Consider the following 21,665-nt stretch of genomic DNA (forward strand, 5'->3'; position numbering starts at 1 on the left):
GCGCTAAGTTCACGCTAGGTGTAGAGACAACAACGACGGGCGGGACCATGGCAGTGGACGATTTCTTTCCGGTGTTTGCAGACTGGGCTCGGAAGAAGGGTCTGAAGGAAGCTGAGACAAAGTTCCGCCCGATTCTGGAAGCTAGTGCTCTCGCGGAGTACGTGGCGGAATACAACCGTCGGGTGGCGCAGGTCGACACTGAAGTCCCGACTGTGCTCGCTGGGCCCCGTGACCCTTGGTATCCGGGTCCAAACGAAGAAAGCGACCATCACTGGCCAACGCTGAAAAAGTTCTTCGAGGACAAACTGGAGTGGAAACCCGATCGCGTCGCTACTCTTGATCGTGCGTCAAGCAAGGTGGTTGCCTATACGCCCCAACCTAACACCCAGGTTTGGAACTCAAAAGGCTTAGTCGTTGGATATGTGCAAAGCGGAAAAACAACTAATTTCACGGCGGTAATCGCGAAGGCTGCCGACGTCGGCTACAAGCTTGTAATTGTATTGTCCGGTATCCACAACGGCCTTCGTCGCCAGACACAGGAACGGCTTGACCAACAGCTCAAAGAGCTTTCCCCGCATTCGTGGCTTACCCTGACGGATCAGAACGACGACTTCTATGCCCCCACGACTCAGTCGACTGCACTATTGCACGGTCATCATGACAAGGTGGCGCTATGTGTGGTCAAGAAGAACGTTAGAGTGCTGAAGAGGCTCGATCAGTGGCTTGCTCCCGCCGCAAAGGCGCGAGTGCTCTCAGATCTGCCTACTTTAATTATTGATGACGAAGCAGACCAAGCAAGTGTCGAGACGAAAGCCATTAACCCGCTTATTCGCCAGATACTCGCAAAGCTTCCTCGATCTACGTATATCGGATATACAGCGACTCCATTCGCGAATGTGCTTATCGATCCAACCGGCGACGACCTATATCCCAAGAACTTCATACTGAATCTGCCAGAACCGAAGGGCTACTTTGGTACTCGAAGAGTTTTTGGGCGGGACGCCGTTGAAGGGGAGGAGTCTTCGGGGACCGATCTCGACGGTTACGACATGATTAGGCGGGTCGATGACGCAGAGATCGACCTCTTGCGTCCCGTGGGTAAGAAGGCGGCTGTCGACTTCACCCCTGAGATCACGAAGAGTCTGACCGACGCGTTGCGCTGGTTCTGGCTCGCAACGGCAGCCCGGCGGGCCAGGAACGACTTTGGTCACTCCACCATGCTGGTTCACACAGCGGTCAAGATTTCCGTGCACGAAAGCTATCGTGACCCGATCCTTGCTGTGCAGGACGACATTCGCAGAAAGCTGGCAGCGGGCAACCCTGAGCTACTCGATGAACTCGGGAAACAGTGGGCGTCGGAAACCGGCCGAATCCCGGCTAACGAGATTGGCGGCCTCACTCCCGTCACGTTCGGGGACGTACTCGCACAACTTCCCGGGGTATTAGAGAAGTCACGCCTAATTCTTGACAACTGCCGTAGTGACGACCGGCTCGATTATTCAGAGCCTGGCCAGATTGCTATTGCCGTTGGGGGCAACACCCTCAGTAGAGGCCTTACCCTTGAGGGGTTGGTTGTTAGTTTCTTCGTCAGGGCTGCTCAGGCCTACGACACACTACTGCAGATGGCAAGGTGGTTTGGGTTCCGTCCAGGATACGAAGATCTTCCGCGAATTTGGATGACCGACCAGTTATGTGAATGGTTCAGGCATTTGGCTACTGTGGAGCATGAAATTCGTCTTGATATTGATCGATACGAAGAGCAGGGCCTAGACCCTACTGAGTTCGGTGTGAGAATTAGAACGCATCCGGTCTTGCGTGTAACAGCCAAAATGGGTGCTGCGCGGCCCGCCTATTCTTCATATAGTGGCCGGCGCGTGCAGACTCGCTATTTCAAGGCAAACGATGTGGAATGGCTACGGCGCAATAAGGATGCAGCGGACGCACTTGTTGCGGCGGTGCGAACCGAAGGAGCTGAGCAAGAGCTAGTTGAAACGGGACCGGTCGTTTACCGCGATGTTTCGGCGGATCTCGTTCTGAACTTCCTTAAGGATTACACGTCTCATGAAGACTCTCCAGATCTGGACCCAGAACTCATTGCCAAGTATCTTCGGCGCCAACGAGAGCAGGGTTTCCTCGACTTGTGGAACGTTGCAGTAATGGCGGGGGACAAGAAGTCGGAGACAGGTGTGGTTCGACTCGGTGGTGTCGACTTCAATCGGATCATAAGATCGCGACTTGACGACCCGGGTACAGATCGTGCAGACATCAAGACGCTAATGTCGAAGGACCATCGAGTTGTCGATTTCCTTGATCCGAGGGAGGCCAGGAAGCTTTCCGAGGTCGCCCTCATGGAGGCTCGTGACAAGGATCCGGGCCAAAGATACAAGGGCCTCCTGTTGCTTTATCCGATCCAGCCACTCTCTGAACCGGATGCGAACAATCTGAAGTCTCGCAGGGCGCTCGGTGCTGAAGATGATGTAATCGGCATGGCCATGGTGTTTCCGGGTAGTGCGGAAGAGAAGAGTAAAGTTCCGAGCACCTACATTAGCGTCGACCTTTCTGAGGTCGATATCGAAGTCGAACCAGCTGAGTTGGAAAGCCTGACCGGTAGCGGTGAGGACGTAGCGTGAACCCCGTGACCACATGGGTGAAGGAGCTTTCGCATTGCTGGCCGGTTCTCGCGCCAAGTGGGCTTGAGGTGGCGAGCGCACCGCTGCCGCTTATGACGGCGAACGGACAGTGTCGAGTGGCGGTCGACGGTGCCGGAGCGAGACATCTCCTCATTCCGCTCGGGCCCTCGGAGCGACCAAGCCTAGGAGACGAAGAAGGTGCGGTTACCGTCCGCGTTCGCACTCACAGTTTCGGCACCGGACCAACGAGGTACGTCGACATTTCTTGCTTCCGGCTGGACCTGTTCGATTTGTTTGACGATGTTCTTACGGACGTGCTTGTGGCGATAGAAGCTGCCATGGAAAGCCCTGCTGAGACTGCGATAGCGGTGGTTAACAGGTGGCGTTCGTTGCTCCAAATTCGGTCAAGGCGCGTCCTTACTTACGTTGGGCAGCTGGCGCTCTTCGGAGAGTTGTTTGTTCTCAAGATGACCGAGGAACGCAACAGGGTCAGGATCAGTAGCTGGCGGGGTCCGCTTCGTGAACCCCACGATATTGTTTTGGATGATCGTGCGGTCGAGGTTAAGACCGTTGGTCTGGCCTCGACATCGATCGAGATTCACGGGGTTCGACAGTTAGAGCCTCCAGGGGTTCCGCTTGCCCTCGTGGTCGTCTCGGTGGAGGAAGATCCCGATGGGAGGACCTTGCCCGAGCTCGTTACCAGTCTCTTGGATACTGTTGACGATCGATCCGAAGCAATCCGAAGACTGGGTGCAGTGGGTTACACGGTACGCGATTCCGAGCATTATAAGCAGCGCTTCTCGGTACCAACGGTCGAGCACGTAGAAGTGTCTGACAATACGCCGAGGATTGTGCCGAGCACGTTTGCCGCTGGTGGAGTTCCCGGGGGTGTTGACAGGTTGGTCTACAGCGTCGAGTTGAGTTCGCTGCGATCGTGGTTGACTGCGGGCGAGCCTGCACTAAGGGATTGGTTGGGAACCGAAAAGTCATGAATCGATCAGAATGGTGGTCGCAGCCTGTAGCAGCCGAAGGATCCACCGCGTCGGAGGGCATTCGACGGCAACTTGGGAAGCCGCAACTGGATCCACTGTCGGTTTTGGTGCGGGAGACCGCCCAAAACTCCTGTGACGCTGCATTGCCGGGTGGTGGCGATATCAATTTCGATATTCGTCTTCACCAACTTTCTGGACGCCGACTCGAGGCGTGGCGTGACTTCTTGCTCCCGGAGCCTCCTGGATCGAATCTGGGAGTCGAGAAGGCGATGTCAGGTTCTCCGATGGTCATGTTGATCGCGGATCGTGGAACAACCGGACTTGGTGGGCCGCTTAGGGCCGACGAGCCCGCGTTGGATGGTGAGCGGCCTGACTTCGTAAACTTCATCCGCAATGTCGGCGAGCGCAAAGCTGTCAATTTGGGTGGTGGATCTTATGGCTTCGGCAAAGGGATTCTCTATAACGTGAGTCGCTGTCACATCGTCGTAGCGGACAGCGTTTGTATCTTTCGGGGCAAACGCCAACGGCGGCTCATCGCTGCTGCGCTCGGCGACGGATTTTCACGCGACGGTGTGCGCTACACCGGTAGGCATTGGTTGGGTCTGCATGAAGCAGGTTTTGCGCGCGCCCTCCTCGACGACGAAGCTGAGAAGCTCGCATACGCCCTCGGATTGCCCCGGTTCCATGAAAATGAAACTGGCACAACGGTAGCCGTTGTAGATGCAGACCTTGGCCGACAGATCAACGAAGCTGGGAAGGAGCAACCGCGGGACGCGGACAGTGCTGCCGAATTCATACTCTCGACTATGATGTGGAACCTATGGCCGCACATGCTAACGGGTCGACCCAATCGATTGGTGTGCACGGTCAAGCGCGACGGATTTGCGCTCGATGTTCCTGACCCAGAATCACTTCTGGAGCTGCGTCCATTCGCCAAGGCCTATCGAAAGTTGTCGAAGGATGGCGAGTACGAGGTTCCGGTTCGCAAGACAGCTCCCACCGAGATTGGCAGATTCGCACTCGTGAAGGACATGGCTCCAGTGCGTGCGTCAAAGTTACTAGCGGCAGCAGCACCCTTCCAAGGTAGAGCCCACCACTGCGCTCGTATGCGTCACGCGGACCTCGTTGTTGACTATGTTGCCGGTGATGCGCCAACGGACGAGTCCTTGCAATACGGCGCCGTCTTTCGTGTCAGCGAACAGGCTGATCAGCACTTCGCAGACGCGGAACCACCCACACACGACGATTGGGTAACGAACGGTCTCCAGGGCACAGCGCGAGGTGTGGTCCAACTTGCTAAGGGGTTCATAAAGAACAAGCTCACTGGACATGCGGGAGAGGCAGCCAGTCCTGCGAACTCGACAGCAGAGCCGTTGGCAGCGTTGTCGGGGCGCTTGTCCGGTTTGGTCGCGGGTACACCCGGTGACGGGGCGATCGGACGCGGTGATGGTGACACCCGTTCGGGAAGGAAATCGTCACGGTCGACTGGCGGTCCTAGGTTCGCAGTGGGTCCAGCGTTAGTCGAGGAGGACGGGAGGCCCGTCATCCTGGCGACTGTACAGATGCCAACGTGGGCTTCAATTCACACAGTGATCGTTGAGCCGTTCATCGTGGTGGACGGCGGTATCGAAGACCCAAACGAATTTAGACTCGCCCCGACAGTCGTTGGTTGGCGGGGCGTTGAGTCAGGTGAAACCCGTGAAGGCGCATCTATTTCGATAGATCGAATGGATGAGCGACGTTGGCAGCTTAGAGTCGTCCCGGTGGACGACGCTGTGGTGCGGCTTAGGCTCAGAGTCCTGGAGGTGGCCGTCTCGTGAGTACGGACATCAGGCCCTACTTCGTGCCAAATGCTGATGATGTCGCTGCGACACCGTGGCGTCGACTTGTCGATGACGAATGGGAAGAGCTCGATGAGTTCGTAGAGGACTGGGACTATCGAACCTATCTGCGTCTGCGGTGTTCGTTGTCGGCCGACGCCTCACAGGTCCGTGCAGCAGCCCACTTGACTGACGGAAGCCCCCTTGCCTGGTACTGCGGCTGGTACGCGACAGATACCCGGCTAGTTGCTCCATCGGTGCGAACCGATTTCAAGTCAGGCCCAGTTGACGTGGACCTAATTGTGGACCCAAATTGCGCGGGGACAACAATCGCCATTACGAGAAGGCTGGTCTTGGAGCGTGACAGGCTCGGGGCCCGTCCGGGCGAAGTCAAGCGAGCCGGGAGTGTGTTGTGGCAGGACCAACGATTGTTGAGACTGACCGGAACAGCCGCGATGTTCCCAACCGAGATCGTAGATTTCGCTGCGATCGGAAAGGACCCGCGCGCGAGTTGGTTCTTGGAGTTACCGCTCTCTGCGGATGAGCCCGCGATGGGATCGATGATCTTGCTGATCAATCAGGCAGACAAAGAGTTGGTCGCTGCCGTTACTCGTACGAAGCGCCACAGTGAACGGCAGGAAGCATTGATCCAAGGGATGGAAGAGGGGTTGGCTGAGGAAATTGTGAGATGGGCGCTCGCGCGGTGGGATGAGCTAGAGGGCTCTGACCTGGATTCGTTCGGATTCTCAGCGAGAATTTTGACTCAGCGCATCCTTACCGACCCGGTCGCGTGGGCGAGTGAGGACGGAATGAATTCGATGGCCTTAAGGGCAGCCGTCGTTAGTGGAGCACGCGTGATCGGCTTCGGGAGGTCGTTCACATGACCTACCTCTGGCCGAGGCTAAGTGCAGCGTTTGGTACTAGCGCTTTTGACAAGTTTAGTGGGAAGTCGGTAAGTGAACTCAAAGGCCTTGCACGAGATCATCATGCACACGTTACCTACGCGGCAACTGGGGGTACCCGTGTTACGAAAAGTCAAGCTGGCGCGCTCGCTGAGAAGCTTCGTGAGATCGGTGAGGCATATGGATATCCAGAGGCGCCGAACAATACTCAACGGATCGGGTTCGACCGCGCTGCAGCTGAGCTGATCTACACGACAATGGACATTACCTCTGTCGAGGCATCAAACCGTGGGGTATGGAACTTCTTGAGTATTGTCACTCTTCCCGATCTGACAATGTGGCGTTTTGAGGATCGAAACATCGAGCGTTGGATCGCACGCGATTTAACCCGCCACATGTTTTCTAGACTGTGGTGGCAGGGAATGACATTTGCGATTCCAACTCCGGACGGGCCAGACTTCAGCCTATTAAGAGCGTTGACGGAGAGTGACTTGAACCAGATAACCGAGCGGCGATCGCTGGGAGGTAACCCGAGACTTGCTCAGGCGCTTGCTCGTATCGTGACGGAATCTGAGGCCGGAGGTGGCAGGCGCGAATTGATCCGAGATGTGACACCAGCCCTTCGTCGAATGCTCGCGTTTGTCGACTTCTCGACCCTAAGTAACGATCAAATTGACGATCATGTAAGGGAACTCATTTCGAGAAGTGTTGCGCGACTGAGAGTCTAGATTTTCCGGGGCGTGCCGGGCTGCGTGTATAACTCGCTTGGTTTGATTGGGTGTTTGGCCACCCCGTGAGATCGTGAGCGGCATCTTCTTGAAGATGCCGACGCGTCACCGGCGGTGAACCGACAGCTTTTGGGAAGAACGAGGTTTGCCAAAAAATTGGGTTGGCTGAAGATCGAACGAGTCGTCGCCCAGCTCTCCTGCGTGTTCTACGAGTATCCCATCCCGTGTATCAAGGTTGATCGAATGAAATATCCATATTGAGTAGTGTGAGGAGTGGGTGCGAGAAAACGAAATTTCGCCAGCTGTAACGAAAAATTGAGGCTCTGGGGCTCTGGTTCCTTTAACCTCAATGTATAGCGTTGGCTCGGCGTCGTTCTGAATCTGGATATCAAATCCGGGATTATTATGAGGCATTCGCTCGACTAGCGAGTTAGGGAACCGGCGGCATGCTTCCTCGACGGCCAAGGACATCGCCAACTGATCGACTGCGATTGTCGCGGCTGGGTCTGCATAGACGTAAGCGGTGCTTGCGACATGAAAGTACTGCCCGGATCGGCAGATGTCGTCGAAAGAATTTTGGTCGATCACGCGAACGCCGGGCTGAAAGTAGAACCCTACCGATTTGCGATTGTTCGCCTCTGGCTCTCGATACGTGCGACCTTCCTTGAATTCGACCGGAATCTCGAAGGGTTGGTAGTTGGTAATTGTGCACGAATATCGATCGCCGGTTTGTGAAATCGATCCGATAATTCCGCTGCCGAGGTAGACGGGTACCTGGGTGGCGCCGCTGGCGCGCCGCCTGCCGCGATAGTAAATAAATGGAACGCCAGGCCTAATCAAATTCTTGTACTTGTTTGGGAATTGGTAAACTGCCCCGAGTGTGTCGGAGTACTCGTGCTCGGAGAGGTTCACTTCATTTTGTGTGAGAACGAGTGGCATTGATTAACCTCCTGCTCGTGGCACGGATCGCTTGATACTTCTTGTGGTTACTGAGTGGTCAAAGTGCTTGCAAGCAGTTTGCCGATTGCATTGCCGAGGGGAATTGGAACGGCGTTTCCTATCTGTCGGGCGATTGCAGTCTTTGATCCCACCCATTGATAGTCTTCTGGGAAGCCTTGGAGTCGAGCAGCTTCATAATGGGTGATCGCACGATTCTCGGTTGGATGAATATACCGACCCTTTTCAGGTTTGAAGAACTCAGTCCGGATTGTGACTGATGGTCGATCCCACCTCAGGCGGCCCATGACATCCCCCGAACCCGTCGTGTGTTTGCGCCAGCAGTCGGACAAAAGGTCATCGGGAATGTCGAACCGATTGCCGCCAGTAGGGATGGTAGCGAATCGTGCGCGCGACAAGTCGGTGTAGTTGCGCGTGAGGTGCAGCTCGCTTGTCTTGAATGCGCCGGCGAACGTCCGGCCTTGAAATTCAACGAACCGATCGGGAAGCTCGCGCTGTGAAACAGCGTGTGGTATCCCGGCAAGGGCATCGGCCACCGTCATAGGCGAACCTTCGGATGTGGTAGCGGGCAATCCTGGATCGCGGAGATCTTTGTGCCAACCGACCACTACGATCCGCTTCCTTGCTTGGGGTGCGCCGTAGTCTGCTGCATTCAGGACATGTGGAGTAAAGCTGTACTCGGCAAGTTTGCCGCCCTTCTGGGCCGCTGCTTGGAAGAGCTCGAACTCAGGGGAACTGAGGAACTGTGGAACGTTCTCTAACACAAAGTACTGCGGCTGTGCAAGTCTCACAGTTTCCGCATAGTGGTGCCACATGCGGTTACGTGCGTCGGTAGCGTCTTGCTTCCCGAGCGCGGAGAACCCCTGGCACGGTGGCCCTCCGACCACCACATCAACCGCGGGTACGTCCTCATTTACTAGCCAGTCCTCGATCTTGCCTGGATAGACAATGTCACCGAAGGTGGTTCTGTAGGTGGCGGCCGCGGCAAGGTCCATTTCAACGGCCCGGACTGTGTGAAACCGCTTATCCGACTGATGCAAACCAGCAGTAAGACCGCCTGCGCCAGCGAATAGATCGAGAACCCGGAAAACCTGCGATGACATGGGCATGCGGTAACAATAGCGGCATGCACCGACGCAGGTTGAGCACCCACACCGGCGTTCCGTCGGTACGCGCCCGTTTGTTGGCAAGAGGGCGCTGGAACGTTCGTCCTGGCCACGGGTAACGGCGGGTGCGACGGTTTGTAGGGTCACGCCTGTGGCGCTGACTGGTCTTGGTCGACTATGCCGTTCATGTGGGTCAGCTCACGTTCAACGGACTTGCGATCACGAACGATGACATTGTCCGTCGAACCTGGATTTTAGATGGCCGTCTAGTGGGTGTCCCGCAAGTACAGGGCGCGTTTCTCACCCAACTCGGACTTGTTCCGATTGACCGCCGAACACTGTCGGCTGTGCAGCAACCTGGAGATGAACCCGCGTCGCGCCACGACGGTGATGCAGTTGTGCGCACGCAGCCTCGCCTTTACCGCCCAGGTCACGAGTTCCTGATCGACATGACGAGGTAGGCGTTGGGCATTTTGCCTAGCCATCACCGCGGGCCTCAATCCGGTCACCATTGGAGACTTTTCCATGCCCATGGACCTGAGTGTTGACCCGATCGTGCGCTAACGCAACGTCGAGTGCCGGGAGTAGATATTCGGTGCACGGTAATCAAGAAGATCGCCTGTTCGAGTCCACGTCGAGTCGGGACTCTCGCGGACGTTCTGAAACCGTCGTCACGCGCGATTGCACAGGGTTAGGAGTCCTTTTCCGCTTGACGATCCAAGTTGTCTCTTCCAAGCGCCCCACCGGACGCGCACCGGAAAAGCATGTCCTCAGACGGAAGTTGTCGGGCTGCGCTCTGCGTATCGAGATTATGAAGGATCGCAATTAGTCCGCATTACTCACCAAGCGGTGGAGGACATCTTGTGTCTCTTCGTCCGTCGAGTAGATGACCGTGCCCACCATCCCGCGAGTGAGGAGCACCTTGTAGACGTTGCGTACCAGTCTGTTGAATCTCACATCGTCGACCCTTTTCGCGTTCCGCATGTCGGGGTCGCGATTGGCGGAGCGAACAGTTGTGAACTGGCCGTCGCGCCACACGAGATCGGGTCCGAGGATGACGCCATTCCAGTCGTACTCGAATCCCTGCGCGGTGTAGACGCAACCGACTTGGTCGAATCCGCCGTCCTCGGTGGCCCACAACGGTGCTGGTGGTGCGGCTCCGACACGTCTGTCACTCTTACTGTTCCAGGGCCGTGACCAGTTACCAATCTGGACATCGGCGGGAAGTGAACCGTCCTTGTTCGGGTCACTCCACGGCCAGCAATAGCCGGCCGTCATTCGGGAGGTGTAGCCGCGCTCTTGTTGCTGTGAGAGGAGATGTTCCAGTTCCTGCGGTGTATCGGCGACGCGAACCGCGAACTGCGGATCGCCTCGCCACGGGTAGGGTCCACCCTCGACAAGCCCGAGGAGGCGCTTGACCCACAACACGTACTCCTCACTGCCACCGCAACGGAATTGTTCGCCGAGGTGGACGTGCTGCGTCTCGAGGCCGATCGTCTTGGCGTGACGCTGGATCTGTTCGAGTGAACCCATTTCGCCGGGACGAACCACCTGATGTTCATCCAGGAGGAATACCGGTACGCGAGCGGCGGCGATCAGCTCGTCGATCTGGGGGCGGTCGGTTCGCAGTTCCGCCTTGGTGTACCGGTCAACGGACGTTTCACGGATGCGGTGGGCCTCGTCCAGCACAAGCACGTCGAGCCCGTTGCGGTCTGCGGTCATGAACTGGTTGAAGTACTTGAACATCTTCTGCACTCGAGGGGCGCGTGCGCCGGCCACCTTGCGGAGAGTCTGCGTGAATGATCGGGACCCGGTTGCGTGCAGGACCGTTCGGCCACGTCGAGCGAGTTCACCGACGAGTGACAGCGCGATCACACTCTTGCCGCTTCCCGGCCCTCCGGTGACCACGATGATGCGTTTTCCGTCGTTGGCCCGCGCCTGTTCGACGGAATGCAAGACCAGGTCGACCGCGAGCTGCTGCTCGCCTAGCAGATGGAACTGTGGTCGGTCGCGGACTTCGGCGGCTGCAACTTTGAGGAGCTGTTGGGAGGGCGCAACCGCGGAGCGGATCAGGGTGTCGCCCGCGGTGTGGCCCGTCGTGGCGGACAAACGCGTCTTGAGAAACGTGAGCATGTCGCCCCGGTCCGCTGCGGTGAAGAGCCGCGCGGTGGTGGTTGCAGGAAAGGCTCGCAAATCCGCAACTGCACCCGGATCTGTGGCGTTGTGGAGGTACGCGATTCCTGCGAGCGCGTCAGGCTGGTCGGCGAGGGTTTTTGCGAAGTCGGCGAGGTACTCACAGTAGGCCTTCACTTGCGCAACGGGGTGCAGCTTCGGCCCGCCAGGCATGCCGGGTACTTCGACGAGTTCCGCGCTGTTCTCGTAACGATAGGCTGTAGACCACTGTTTGAGTTCGACTACGACGTACGACGGCGCGCCTGTTTCCGGATGGGTGCCGGCGAGCACGACGTCTGCTCGCTGCGAAGTCAGCGGAAGGTGGTACTCGACAAGCATCTCCACGCCACCCAGACCTGCGTCGGCTAAGTCGCGGGCCAAGACCGGAAGACTGCGGCTCCAGGACTTCTGCTCGGCTTCGCTGGCACGGTGGCCGGTCCTGAACAGCATTTGTTCCAGTAGCTGTTCAGCCAGGGACTCGGGATGAGCCATGCCGACAATTCGGTCGGCAGAGGTACGAAGCAAGGTCACAGTGGGGTCCCCCGGGCAGCACGAATCCAGTCGTGCGGGTGGGGGCATGTCCGTAGCTGCGAATCGCAGCGGAAGTCCGTCGGGCCGCAACACTCAGATTAGCTGAGTTGCATCGGCGGCTCGTGCAGCGGTGTGCCATGTCAGCCGAAGGACCCGCGAAGTCCCAGGAGTGGCTGCTTCCACCAATTGGCTGCCAACACGCCACGTTCGGACGAAAGTGTCAATCTCTGTCTCGGACGCGGCTCGCGGTGGACACAGACCCTGTGGTCAGGGGCGTTGGGGCCGATACTGTAGGCGACTATCGGACGCCGGGTGGCCTGCCTTCTGTGGGACGCTCGGCGGTGACCAGTTCGACAACACCATCGCTCGCGCCCGCACCTCCGACGTTGCTGGCAACTGCCAGGCTGTAGTGGTCGGTGCCGCGGCCCGGACGTAGCCCTATGTCCGCGATTTCTCGCGACCAGCAGGGTGCAGCGCGACGAGCGACATCAGTTTTCCCCCAGTTCTGTGTACTTCGTAGCCCTGCCCCGTGATTTCTCTTCCGGGTACTTCTTGTCGTTCAACTCGACCTTTTTCCTCACGACTTCGGCGAGGTCGATGTCCAGGACCTCAGCCAGCCGCAGCAGGTAGATGAATACATCGGCGACCTCTTCCTCGACATGCGCACGCGACTTCGCATCCTGACCGACTGCTCCGCTTTGCTCGGGAGTCAGCCACTGAAAGATCTCGGTGAGCTCGCCTACTTCGCCGCTGAGTGCCATCACAAGGTTCTTCGGGGTGTGGAATTGAGACCAGTCTCGGCGCTCGGAGAAGTTCGATACCAGTGACTGGAGATCTTCGATTCCCATGCAGAATTCTTATCACGCTCATCGGTTGAGCTCGACCGGGCACGACAGGCGGATCTGGGGGCATGCCTCTCCAGGCGATCCCCGCGAGCGAGATGTGAAATCTCCGGAGCTTCGATCGACAAGTGCACGTCGGCGGCGGACACGCGCTGCGGGCGCAAGACAATCGGCGGACCCGAAAGGATGAGTGCTTTGCAAGGGCGAGGAGTGACGTCGACCCTGACTGTTGTTGACGGATGGTCCGCTTCACAACGTACCGTTGCGGAACACGTTCGATCGGTTCTGGCGTTCCGAACCATAGCCACACCAGTGACGTGGTCGCCGACCCGACGCGGTGTGGGGCGTCGAGCAGCAGTTGCTACCGGATCGTCAGCACCGGCGGAAGCCTTTCGCCCGGGTCGTGACGTCCTGTTGGTCTTCAGGGCGGTCGCCGGCGTGGATGGCCGATCTAATGCGCCGCCGCATCCGCCTCCACGAAGACTGCAGGCGTTCTGGCGGGGCCGGCTCAGGCCGTGTGCGGCTCGTAGTCGCGTACCCCGCGCCAGAGAAGTGAGCCGACGGGCAAGGAGGCGAACACCCCTTCCGCCGCGGATGAGGTCCGTCGATACAGCAGCGGGAGCCGCGTAGCGCGTGCAATCTCTGTGAGGTGTGGTCGCTCGAGCGCTCGGTCGACATGGGCGCGAACCGGGATGCTCGCCGACTTGTCCAGGTTGCACCGGCTGTCTGCCGCGACGAGGTTGGCGACACCGTCGATCGGGATCATCGACCACGCCACCACGTGATCAATATGGACGTCGTCGGCCATCCGCCTGTCGCAGTAGAAGCAGAGGTCGTCCTGGAGGTCACGCAAGGGTTCCACCAGGGACCGCAACGCCGTGCGATCCGTGCCGAACAGGAAGCCGTCCAGGTCTTCCGCGTCGAGTTCAGCGCGGTTGAAGGCGACGACGTCGTGGGTCCATGCGGTCCGGATGAAGGCGCGAAGTAGTGCGGAGGTGCGGCGCAGGCCCTCCGGTATGCCGGGCCGCAGGGTGATCGTGCCGATGCGGTCGACATCGCCCACCGTCATCTTCTTGTGGAAACCCGATGCGTCGAAGAGGAAGTCGTCACGAGTGCCACGATCGCGCACGTGGGGGACCGTTTGAAGATGCGTGAGCGGCTGTTGCGCGACGGTAAGTCGCAGTGACCGGATGAGTCGTACGTAGTCTGGGTGCTCCGCTTCGCGTGCGGCCTCGGCGGTTCTCAAATTCTCGGCGGCCAGCTGGATACGAACGTCGGCGATACGGTCCGGTATCGATCGGCCGCTCTTGTTCTGAGACAGCCGGCCACGATCGTTGAAGACGCGCACCTGAGGCCAGTAGTACGCCACGATTCGATGCGTGATCTCGTTGACAGGCACTGTGAGACTGCCGTCCGGGGCGGCCGTGTTCTCCACGCAAATATCGACCAGCGCGAGCAACGTCGCCAACTTGTAGGTCGATTCACGACGCCCGGACTCGAGGAGCTGTACTACGCGACCGGCGACGTCGACTGGGTCGAGTGGTGTCACTCGCGCCACGTTACGTCAGCGGTCGGAGTGATTGGACGGCGGTTGAATTCCGCACTGCTGATTCATGTGCTCGAGAGATACGGTCAGACAACCGATACCGCGGCGGTGGTATCGGTGTTATCAAATGAGCGGTGAACAAATTGCGATGAGTTCGGTCGCAGTCGGGGGGATGTCGGTTCGGTCGGCTGAGCCCGTTCGCTTGCCCCACGTTCGGATCCGCACCCACTTCATCGAAGGAACGACTTCCATGACTCAGCCCCAGTACCCGTACGGCGACCAACCTCAGCAGCCGTATGGGCAGCAGCCCTCGGCGCATCCAGGTCAGAACTTCGGGCCGGGGTCGGCGATGCAACAGCCGGCGGCGTACGGCTACCACCCTGTGACGGGATTGCCGTACTCGCACAAGACGAAGCTTGCTGCCGGGCTGCTCAGTATCTTCTTCGGGTACTTCGGTGCCGGGCGCTTCTACGCCGGCCACACCGGGCTGGGGTTCGCGATGCTGATCGTGAACATCGTGCTCACGGTCGTCAGCCTGGGAATGTGGCTCTTCGTCGCGTGGATCTGGCCCGTCATCGATGGCATCGTCCTCCTCGCAGGCGAACCGAAGGACAAGAACGGACTCCCTCTGAGGTAGTACCGATGATGAAGCATTGTGTTTGGGTTGCCGTGCTTGCGGTCGTACTGACCGCGTGCGGTGGCAATACGTCCGCGCCACCGCCCGCAGCTACGGCAACATCGGCGGCCCCTATGCCAACGACGACTGCAGCAGCAATTTCTCCAAGCCCGACGGATGCGCCACCACCGGCACCGGTTGTCACGGAAGCCAGCGAGGCAGTGGCGACCCTGGAGCAGGTCGAGGAGGAGCCTTTCGTCGTCGAGTGCTACGAGGGCACGCCCGGACCGGCTCTGTGGAGCGATGGTACGACGTCCTTCTCTCAGTGGTGTTTCGATCAACTCGGCGGCGAGCGCTATCTCGAAAGCGAACGGCAAGCCAATGCGTTCGAATGTGACGGCGTCACTTGCCGCAATCCGTACACCGGCGGTTCGTACCCGGACCCGGCAGCGATTGCCTCGGACGTTGAAGAGCGAAGCCGAGCCGATGCCGAAGCGAGTGGCTGTGCGACCGGAGGCTGCCTCGAGGCATACCGCGCATGCCGCGACGGTCTGGTCAGCGGAGATGGCTGCGCCTACTGGGGATTCTAAGGACTATCTGCGTGGTGGTGCGGTCGGTTGTGGAGAGCGACTCGAGGCGATGCCTGCCATCCTGCTGATGGCGCCGGCTGTAGCTCACCGACAGGAGGTGATCTTTCGCCCAGGCGACACCCTCAGGGGGCGGCGGTCAGCGTCGTGCGGGTCAGGCTGTGCCCCATCCGTTCCCGCTTGGTCGCGAGGTAGTGAATGTTGTGGTCGTTCGGTGCCATCTCGAGGGGTGTCGTTCCGGCGATCGTGATGCCGGCCGCGGTGAGGCTTGCCGCTTTGGCGGGATTGTTGCTGAGCAGGTTGATGCGGTCGATGCGCAGGTCCCGCAGGATCGCGGCGGCGTCGGCGTAGTCGCGGGCGTCGATCGGCAGGCCCAGGTGCAGGTTCGCGTCGACAGTGTCGAGACCCAGCTGGTCCTGGAGTTGGTAGGCGGCGATCTTCGCGGCCAGTCCGATGCCGCGACCCTCGTGCCCGCGGAGGTAAAGAACAACGCCGGCGCCGGCGTCGGCGATCCTCGCCAGCGCGCCGGACAGTTGATCGCCGCAATCGCAGCGCCGCGAGCCCAGGGTGTCGCCGGTGAGGCATTCGCTGTGGACGCGAGTCAGGGCGGTGGTGCCGGTGGGGTCGCCGAAGACCATGGCCAGGTGTTCGGTTCCGGCGGACGATCGGTACGCGATGGCGGTGAAGGTGCCGTGGTCGGTGGGGGCGGCAGCCTCGGCGCAACGTTCGATGCTCAGGGTGCGGCGCCGGTAGTTCACCAGCTGTTCGATGGTGACGACCGGGAGGTCCTCGCGGACCGCGAACGCGCGCACGGCGTCTCCGCGGAGCATGTCGCGTTTGTCTGCGGTGGTGACCTCACAGATCAGCCCGACAGGGGAGAGGCCGGCAAGGGTGCAGAGGTCGACGGCGGCTTCGGTGTGGCCGGGTCGAGTGAGGACTCCGCCGTCGCGGGCGCGCAGCGGCAAGACGTGGCCGGGCCGGGTGAGGTCGGTGTCGACCGTCTCCCGGTCGGCGAGGAGGCGGATGGTGCGCGCCCGGTCGGCGGCGCTGATGCCGGTGGAGGTGCCGGTCGCGGCGTCGACGCTGACGGTGAAGGCAGTGCCCAGCGGGTCGGTGGGATCGTCGACCATCTGGGGGAGACCGAGGGTGCGGGTTCGTTCGGCGGGCATCGCGACGCAGAAGAAGCCGGAGGTGTGCCGGAGGAAGTAGGCGGCATCCCGGGTGGTGACGAACTGGGCGGCCATGACGAGATCGGCTTCGTTCTCGCGGGTTTCGTCGTCGAGGACGAGGATCGGTTTACCGGCGCGCAGCCGGTCGAGGCACTGCTCGATGGCGTTCATGCCGGGCTCAGCTGGTGGAAGGCGGACGTGTAGAACAGCAGCGGGTCTCGCGCGTCGGTTGCTCCGAGCTCGACGACCCGGCCCACGACGAGATCGTGGTCGCCGACGGGTTGGACGAGGTCGATGTCGCAGTCGATCCACGCGTGGGCACCGGTGAGCCTCGGTGACCCGGCGTGTGTCGGCGTCCAGTCGATCCCGCGGAATTTGTCGGCGCCGCTGCGGGCGAAGGCGCGGCCGAGGTCGTGTTGGTCGGCGGAGAGGATGTTGGCGCAGAACCGTCCGTGGGCAGCGACTTTCGGGAAGGTCGTGGAGCCCTGTCCGACGAAGAACGCGACGAGGGCGGGGTCGAGGGAGACGGAGCTGAAGGAACCGACGGTCAGTCCCACGGGGTTGCCGGTGTCGTCGAGGGCGGTGACGGCGACGACGCCGGTGCAGAACTTTCCGAGGACGGTGCGGTAGGCGTCCCGGATCTCGTCGGGGGTCGTGGCGCTGATGTGCGGGGTGGTGGTTCGCATCGGTACCTTCTTCGGGCTGCGGGTGAAGAGTCGCCCTGTCGGGCGGTCGTGCTGAATGGGCCGGCGGGCCGAGCTTCCGGCCGCCGCGCTGCCGCGGCGGCCGGACAGCAGTTAGACCGACAGCCCTGTCTTGGCCCAGAACTCCTCGAACGTCGCCGAGCACATGTCGGTGCCGCGGGTGACCTTGCCGTCCTCGAAGCGGTGCGTCATCACGATCGTGGTGTCGAGTTCGAGGTCGCCGAGACGGCGGTAGGCCCGGACGTTGGCGACCACCAGGTCGTCACCGACGACGTCGACGGACACGACCTCGTTGCGGGACTCGTCGAGCTTCGCCAGGACGCCGAAGGCCTCGAGGAACTCGCCCTTCGTGTAGAGGCGCAGCGTTCCCTCGAGCGTGAAACCGGCCCACGTCATCTCGTCCGAGTACAGCTCCACGAGCGGAACCGGGTTCCCCTCGTCTGCGGCGGCGAACGCTGCCTTCAGGGCTGCGGCATTGCTGTTGGTCATGCGGACTCCATCGTCGCTTCGGAAATGTCGGCACCACGAGTCATCTGTGGTGTGCATCACCCTGCCCGCCGGGAGGGTGCGGCGGAACCGTCCAGCTACGTGGTTCGCTACGGTCACGCGCAGCCGGACCCAGCATCGCGCATTTGTGCAGGAAGACGGTACTTTCGGTGACGCCTGCGGGAGTCGAATGCGTAGAACGCACGGTCGCGGTGACACATCTTGACCCCCGAAAGTTGACAGGCGCATGACCAGCGACCACAGTGATCCAAATCTCAATTGCCGGTCCGGTGGCCGACCGGGCTCGAGTCCAGAAGGGACCTTGTGAACGCTGACGAGTGGGACGAGATTCGCCGACTCCACAGGCAGGGATCGCCCATCAAGCACATCGCCGTGCAGCTCGGAATGTCTCGCAACACGGTGCGCCGCGCGCTGACCCTCGACCAGCCTCCCGCCGACCACCGCAGTCGACGCGGCTCCGTCGTGGACCCCGTCGACTCGGCCATCCGGGAGCTGATCGCCGACAACCCCGACATCGCGATCGCCGAGATCGCGCGAAGAATCCAGTGGACCAAGTCGAGGACCACACTGGCCCGCAGAGTCACGAGCATCCGGGGAGAGCTGTCGACCGGCGAGCCCCACGACAACCCCGTCGACACGGTGTCCGCGGTCCCGTCGATCCCGGTCTACGGAACCAGCTTCGTCGGGCGTCGGACCGAACTGCTCGAGCTGCGCAGACTGCTGGGCGACCACCGTCTCGTGACCATCACCGGCCCGGGCGGAATGGGCAAGACCCGCTTGGCGATCCACGCCGCGGGAGAATACCGCCGGGCCTTTCCGGACGGTGTGCGCGTGATCGAACTCGCGGCCCTGCGCAGCCCCGACCTCCTGACCCAGACCGTGGTGGACGGGCTCGCCCTCGCCAACCGCGACATGCATGCCAGCCCGACGGAGAACACCATCATCGAGTATCTCCGCACACGGCGGATGCTCCTGATCCTCGACAACTGCGAGCACCTCCTCGACGAATGCGCGCAACTCGTGTCGGTGCTGCTGCGCTCCACGACGGAACTGCGCATCATCACGACCAGCCGGGAGATACTCTCGGTTCCCGACGAATTCGTCTTCCCGCTGTCCCCGCTACCCACGGTCAACGGAACGGAGTCGCCGTCCCCGGCCCGCGGGACGGGAAGCGCGGTCGAACTGTTCGTGAACCGGGCCGCCGCCGTCCTCTCGAAGTTCGAGTTGACCGAGGAGAACCGCGACGCGGTGATGCGCGTCTGCGACCGTCTCGACGGCCTCCCTCTCGCCATCGAATTGGCCTGCGCGCGACTCCCCGTGCTGTCGGTGCACGAACTGGCGGACCGTCTCGATCACCGACTCAATCTCCTCACCACCGGCAACCGCACCGGGCCCCAGCGTCATCGCAGCCTGCAGGCGACCATGGACTGGAGCTACGAACTCTGCACCCGCGAACAGCAACTCCTCTGGTCACGCGTCTCGGTCTTCGCAGGTGGATTCGACCTCGGCACGGCCGAGGAGGTCTGCAGCGACGCCGACGTCCCGGCGGACACCGTGCTCGACGGGATCTCGGCGCTGGTCGGCAAATCGATCGTGCACCGCGAAGAGGGCGGCACACACGTGCGTTTCCGGATGCTCGAGTCGATCCGCGAATACGGAAACAGCAAGCTGACCGCCATGGAGATGGACACCCTGACCCTGCGGCACCTGCGCTGGTGCACGCGGTTGGTGACGACGACGGCGGACAACTGGTTCAGTGCCGATCAACGCGCCGGAAGCGAGAAGCTGCGCCGCAACCATGCCAACATCCGATCGGCTCTGCACGCGGCACTGCTGGATTCGTCGAATGACGAGGAAGTGCAGATGGCGGCAGACATGGTGTCGCGCGCATGGTTTCTCTGGTCGTGCGGGTTCTCGGTGCGCGAGCACCGGATGTGGCTGAACCGCATCCTCGAACGGGAGACGGCGCCGACCGCCACCCGGGGGAGGATGCTCGTCAACCTCGGTCTCGTCCAGACTCTGCAGGGTGACCGCGAATCCGCCGAGTCGGCGCTGACGGAGGCCGGTGCCGTCAATCTGACCGCGGAGGATGCGATCACCGGCGCGTTCACCGCCGATGTCATGGGGTTGAAGGCATTCTTCGCCGGCGACTTCGGGGAGGCGGAGAGCCGACTGACGGCCTCGCTCGAGATGTATGACGCGACCCCGGACCGCGAGGATCTCGCCCACACGCTGCGTATCCACCTGGGCATGCTCTACTGCTTCACCGACGAGACGGCGCGTGCCGCAGATCTCTTCGAGACGGTGAACCAACGCGCCATCGCGGTGGGGGAGTCGTGGCTGCGGTCCTACGCCGTCTACGGACTCGGGCTGGTGGCGTTGATGAACGCCGACTTCGAGGCCGCCCTCCGCCTCGGATCCGACAGCCTGCGCCTGCGACGCGACTTCGACGACGTCGTCGGAACCACCCTGGTCACCGATCTTCTGGGGTGGGCCGAAGCCGAGGCGGGCTCGGCGGAACGGTCTGCCGTGCTCCTCGGCGCCGCCTCCTCGATGTGGGAATCTTTCGGAATGCAGCTGTACGGCTCCAGCCATTGGATCGAGCAGCGTGCGCGATTCGAGAAGCAGGCGCGAAAGGATCTGGGAGAAGATCGCTTCGAGGAATGTCACACCAGGGGAGCCGCGATGTCGGTCTCCGAGATCACCGGATTCGTTCTGGGCGAGTCCGTGCCGTCCGGTGATCCGGCCCAGCCGGGTACGCGCCCGGACGACCTTCTCTCCCCGCGCGAACAGGAAGTGGCCGCGCACGTCGCCGCCGGGATGACCAACAAGGAGATCGCCGCCAAACTGGTGCTGTCGCCACGCACCGTGGAGGGCCACGTCGAACACATTCTGGAAAAGCTGGGCATGAGCAGGCGACACGAGATCGCCGCCGCCTTCGCGCACGCGGAGCGGGGCACGCCGGGCTAGTTCTGCGTGCCCCGCAGCCGCGTGGATGTGCTGGTCAGACCTTGTTGAGAGCTCCCGCATCGACGGGCATCGCGATGCCGGTGACGTAGCGGGCCGCGTCCGACGCCAGCCACACCACGGCGTTGCTGACGTCCACAGGCTCGATCCAGGGCGTCGGGAGCACGTTCATCGCCGTCTCGCACGCCTCACGGAAGTCCTCGTGCGTGGGTGTCTCCAGGTCGGGACGGAACAGGCGGTACATGTCCTCGTTGTCGATCATGTCCGTCAGCACCGACGTGGGATGGATCGAATTGCATCGAATCCGATGGGCGCCCAGCTCATTGGCCGCGGTCCGCGCGAGTCCGGTGACCCCGTGTTTCGCGGCGACGTAGTGGGCGAAGTTCGAGAACCCCTGCAAACCGCCGGTGGAGCTGATCAGGACGATCGAGCCGCCCTCACCCTGCTCGATGAGGAAGGGGACGGTCGCCCGCATGGTCTTCCACACGCCCGACAGATTGATGTCGACCATTTCGTCCCACTGCTCTTCGGTGAGCTCGTGCAGCGGAGCGGACGAGAAGATGCCGGCGTTCGCGACCACGGTGTCGAGGCGTCCGAGCTTCGAGACACCCTCGGCGACCACATCCTGGAGCTGACTCAGCGACCGGACGTCGGCGACCGCGACGTGGGCGCGCTGCCCGAACTTCTCGATGTGCCGGGCCGTTTCCTGAAGCTCGTCCTCCGTCGCCCCGCGGTACTTCGTGGTCACCGGCTTTGCGCAGATGTCGACGATGATGACGTCGGCGCCCTCCTCCGCAAGTCGGATGGCATGCGAGCGTCCCTGCCCGCGTGCGGCTCCCGTCACCAGCGCGACCTTGCCTTCAAGCTGTCCCATTGAGGGTCCTTCCGT

Annotated in this window: 17 protein-coding genes; 8 read left to right on the forward strand and 9 right to left on the reverse strand. The window is 61.1% G+C overall.

The features are described from left to right. Window positions 1–47: 47 nt before the first annotated feature. From JWS13_RS37550 to JWS13_RS37570, 5 genes are read left to right on the forward strand one after another with little or no spacing between them, the layout of a single operon-like run. Window positions 48–2,630 carry a Z1 domain-containing protein gene (locus tag JWS13_RS37550; protein WP_206010379.1) on the forward strand — a complete coding sequence of 861 codons (2,583 nt, stop codon included), beginning with the start codon at window positions 48–50 and terminating at the stop codon, window positions 2,628–2,630. Beyond that, entirely contained in the window at window positions 2,627–3,622 is a 996-nt protein-coding gene (locus tag JWS13_RS37555; protein WP_206010380.1) for a PD-(D/E)XK motif protein, read from the forward strand. Before JWS13_RS37550 ends, JWS13_RS37555 begins: the two co-directional genes overlap by 4 nt. Then, window positions 3,619–5,442, forward strand: coding sequence for a hypothetical protein (locus tag JWS13_RS37560; RefSeq protein WP_206010381.1), 1,824 nt, complete (start codon window positions 3,619–3,621; stop codon window positions 5,440–5,442). Before JWS13_RS37555 ends, JWS13_RS37560 begins: the two co-directional genes overlap by 4 nt. After that, window positions 5,439–6,326 carry a hypothetical protein gene (locus tag JWS13_RS37565; protein ID WP_206010382.1) on the forward strand — a complete coding sequence of 296 codons (888 nt, stop codon included), beginning with the start codon at window positions 5,439–5,441 and terminating at the stop codon, window positions 6,324–6,326. The genes JWS13_RS37560 and JWS13_RS37565 overlap by 4 nt, the downstream gene beginning before the upstream one ends. Continuing rightward, entirely contained in the window at window positions 6,323–7,072 is a 750-nt protein-coding gene (locus JWS13_RS37570; protein ID WP_206010383.1) for a DUF6339 family protein, read from the forward strand. The genes JWS13_RS37565 and JWS13_RS37570 overlap by 4 nt, the downstream gene beginning before the upstream one ends. A gap of 105 nt (window positions 7,073–7,177) precedes the next feature. Here JWS13_RS37570 and JWS13_RS37575 read toward each other — a convergent pair whose 3' ends face one another. The 5 genes from JWS13_RS37575 to JWS13_RS37595 all read right to left on the reverse strand — a co-directional run bounded on the left by JWS13_RS37575 (window position 7,178) and on the right by JWS13_RS37595 (window position 14,229). Beyond that, window positions 7,178–8,011, reverse strand: a complete 834-nt coding sequence (locus JWS13_RS37575; RefSeq protein WP_206010384.1) for a protein NO VEIN domain-containing protein — start codon at window positions 8,009–8,011, stop codon at window positions 7,178–7,180. A gap of 47 nt (window positions 8,012–8,058) precedes the next feature. Continuing rightward, on the reverse strand, window positions 8,059–9,138 hold the full coding sequence (locus tag JWS13_RS37580) for a DNA cytosine methyltransferase (RefSeq protein WP_206010385.1): 1,080 nt from the start codon (window positions 9,136–9,138) through the stop codon (window positions 8,059–8,061). An 822-nt stretch (window positions 9,139–9,960) separates the two neighbouring features. Continuing rightward, window positions 9,961–11,838 (reverse strand): DNA/RNA helicase domain-containing protein, encoded by a 1,878-nt coding sequence (locus tag JWS13_RS37585; protein WP_338050700.1) that lies wholly within the window; start codon window positions 11,836–11,838, stop codon window positions 9,961–9,963. 488 nt (window positions 11,839–12,326) lie between these two features. Then, window positions 12,327–12,686, reverse strand: a complete 360-nt coding sequence (locus JWS13_RS37590) for a nucleotide pyrophosphohydrolase (RefSeq protein WP_206010386.1) — start codon at window positions 12,684–12,686, stop codon at window positions 12,327–12,329. A gap of 502 nt (window positions 12,687–13,188) precedes the next feature. Then, on the reverse strand, window positions 13,189–14,229 hold the full coding sequence (locus JWS13_RS37595) for an HNH endonuclease domain-containing protein (protein WP_206010387.1): 1,041 nt from the start codon (window positions 14,227–14,229) through the stop codon (window positions 13,189–13,191). A 247-nt stretch (window positions 14,230–14,476) separates the two neighbouring features. Here JWS13_RS37595 and JWS13_RS37600 point away from each other — a divergent pair, with 247 nt between their 5' ends. Together JWS13_RS37600 and JWS13_RS37605 are read left to right on the forward strand one after the other, a co-directional pair. Then, the gene (locus JWS13_RS37600; RefSeq protein WP_206010388.1) at window positions 14,477–14,863 is read left to right on the forward strand and encodes a TM2 domain-containing protein; all 387 of its coding nucleotides are present in this window, start codon (window positions 14,477–14,479) and stop codon (window positions 14,861–14,863) included. A 200-nt stretch (window positions 14,864–15,063) separates the two neighbouring features. Continuing rightward, window positions 15,064–15,432 carry a hypothetical protein gene (locus tag JWS13_RS37605; RefSeq protein WP_241032487.1) on the forward strand — a complete coding sequence of 123 codons (369 nt, stop codon included), beginning with the start codon at window positions 15,064–15,066 and terminating at the stop codon, window positions 15,430–15,432. Between the two features lie 122 nt (window positions 15,433–15,554). On the opposite strand, the gene ribB is transcribed toward JWS13_RS37605, so the two are convergent. From ribB to JWS13_RS37620, 3 genes are all read right to left on the reverse strand, one after another. Further along, the gene (gene ribB, locus JWS13_RS37610) at window positions 15,555–16,769 is read right to left on the reverse strand and encodes a 3,4-dihydroxy-2-butanone-4-phosphate synthase (protein WP_206010390.1); all 1,215 of its coding nucleotides are present in this window, start codon (window positions 16,767–16,769) and stop codon (window positions 15,555–15,557) included. Continuing rightward, the gene (locus tag JWS13_RS37615) at window positions 16,766–17,284 is read right to left on the reverse strand and encodes a flavin reductase family protein (protein ID WP_206010391.1); all 519 of its coding nucleotides are present in this window, start codon (window positions 17,282–17,284) and stop codon (window positions 16,766–16,768) included. Before JWS13_RS37615 ends, ribB begins: the two co-directional genes overlap by 4 nt. 111 nt (window positions 17,285–17,395) lie before the next feature. Further along, window positions 17,396–17,791 (reverse strand): nuclear transport factor 2 family protein, encoded by a 396-nt coding sequence (locus JWS13_RS37620; protein ID WP_206010392.1) that lies wholly within the window; start codon window positions 17,789–17,791, stop codon window positions 17,396–17,398. A 321-nt stretch (window positions 17,792–18,112) separates the two neighbouring features. Here JWS13_RS37620 and JWS13_RS37625 point away from each other — a divergent pair, with 321 nt between their 5' ends. After that, entirely contained in the window at window positions 18,113–20,779 is a 2,667-nt protein-coding gene (locus JWS13_RS37625) for a LuxR C-terminal-related transcriptional regulator (RefSeq protein ID WP_206010393.1), read from the forward strand. Window positions 20,780–20,813: 34 nt separating this feature from the next. Here the strand turns inward: JWS13_RS37625 and JWS13_RS37630 are convergent, their stop codons facing one another. Next, window positions 20,814–21,650 carry a mycofactocin-coupled SDR family oxidoreductase gene (locus tag JWS13_RS37630; protein WP_206010394.1) on the reverse strand — a complete coding sequence of 279 codons (837 nt, stop codon included), beginning with the start codon at window positions 21,648–21,650 and terminating at the stop codon, window positions 20,814–20,816. Between the last annotated feature and the right edge of the window lie 15 nt (window positions 21,651–21,665).

The organism is Rhodococcus pseudokoreensis (assembly GCF_017068395.1).
Lineage (GTDB): Bacteria > Actinomycetota > Actinomycetes > Mycobacteriales > Mycobacteriaceae > Rhodococcus_F > Rhodococcus_F pseudokoreensis.

Coding starts and splice junctions, on each gene's coding strand:
- JWS13_RS37615 (WP_206010391.1), bottom strand. CDS start 17,284: ATGCGAACCACCACCCCGCACATCAGCGCCACGACCCCCGACGAGATC.
- JWS13_RS37620 (WP_206010392.1), bottom strand. CDS start 17,791: ATGACCAACAGCAATGCCGCAGCCCTGAAGGCAGCGTTCGCCGCCGCA.
- JWS13_RS37575 (WP_206010384.1), bottom strand. CDS start 8,011: ATGCCACTCGTTCTCACACAAAATGAAGTGAACCTCTCCGAGCACGAG.
- JWS13_RS37600 (WP_206010388.1), top strand. CDS start 14,477: ATGACTCAGCCCCAGTACCCGTACGGCGACCAACCTCAGCAGCCGTAT.
- ribB (WP_206010390.1), bottom strand. CDS start 16,769: ATGAACGCCATCGAGCAGTGCCTCGACCGGCTGCGCGCCGGTAAACCG.
- JWS13_RS37590 (WP_206010386.1), bottom strand. CDS start 12,686: ATGGGAATCGAAGATCTCCAGTCACTGGTATCGAACTTCTCCGAGCGC.
- JWS13_RS37570 (WP_206010383.1), top strand. CDS start 6,323: ATGACCTACCTCTGGCCGAGGCTAAGTGCAGCGTTTGGTACTAGCGCT.
- JWS13_RS37560 (WP_206010381.1), top strand. CDS start 3,619: ATGAATCGATCAGAATGGTGGTCGCAGCCTGTAGCAGCCGAAGGATCC.
- JWS13_RS37630 (WP_206010394.1), bottom strand. CDS start 21,650: ATGGGACAGCTTGAAGGCAAGGTCGCGCTGGTGACGGGAGCCGCACGC.
- JWS13_RS37550 (WP_206010379.1), top strand. CDS start 48: ATGGCAGTGGACGATTTCTTTCCGGTGTTTGCAGACTGGGCTCGGAAG.
- JWS13_RS37580 (WP_206010385.1), bottom strand. CDS start 9,138: ATGCCCATGTCATCGCAGGTTTTCCGGGTTCTCGATCTATTCGCTGGC.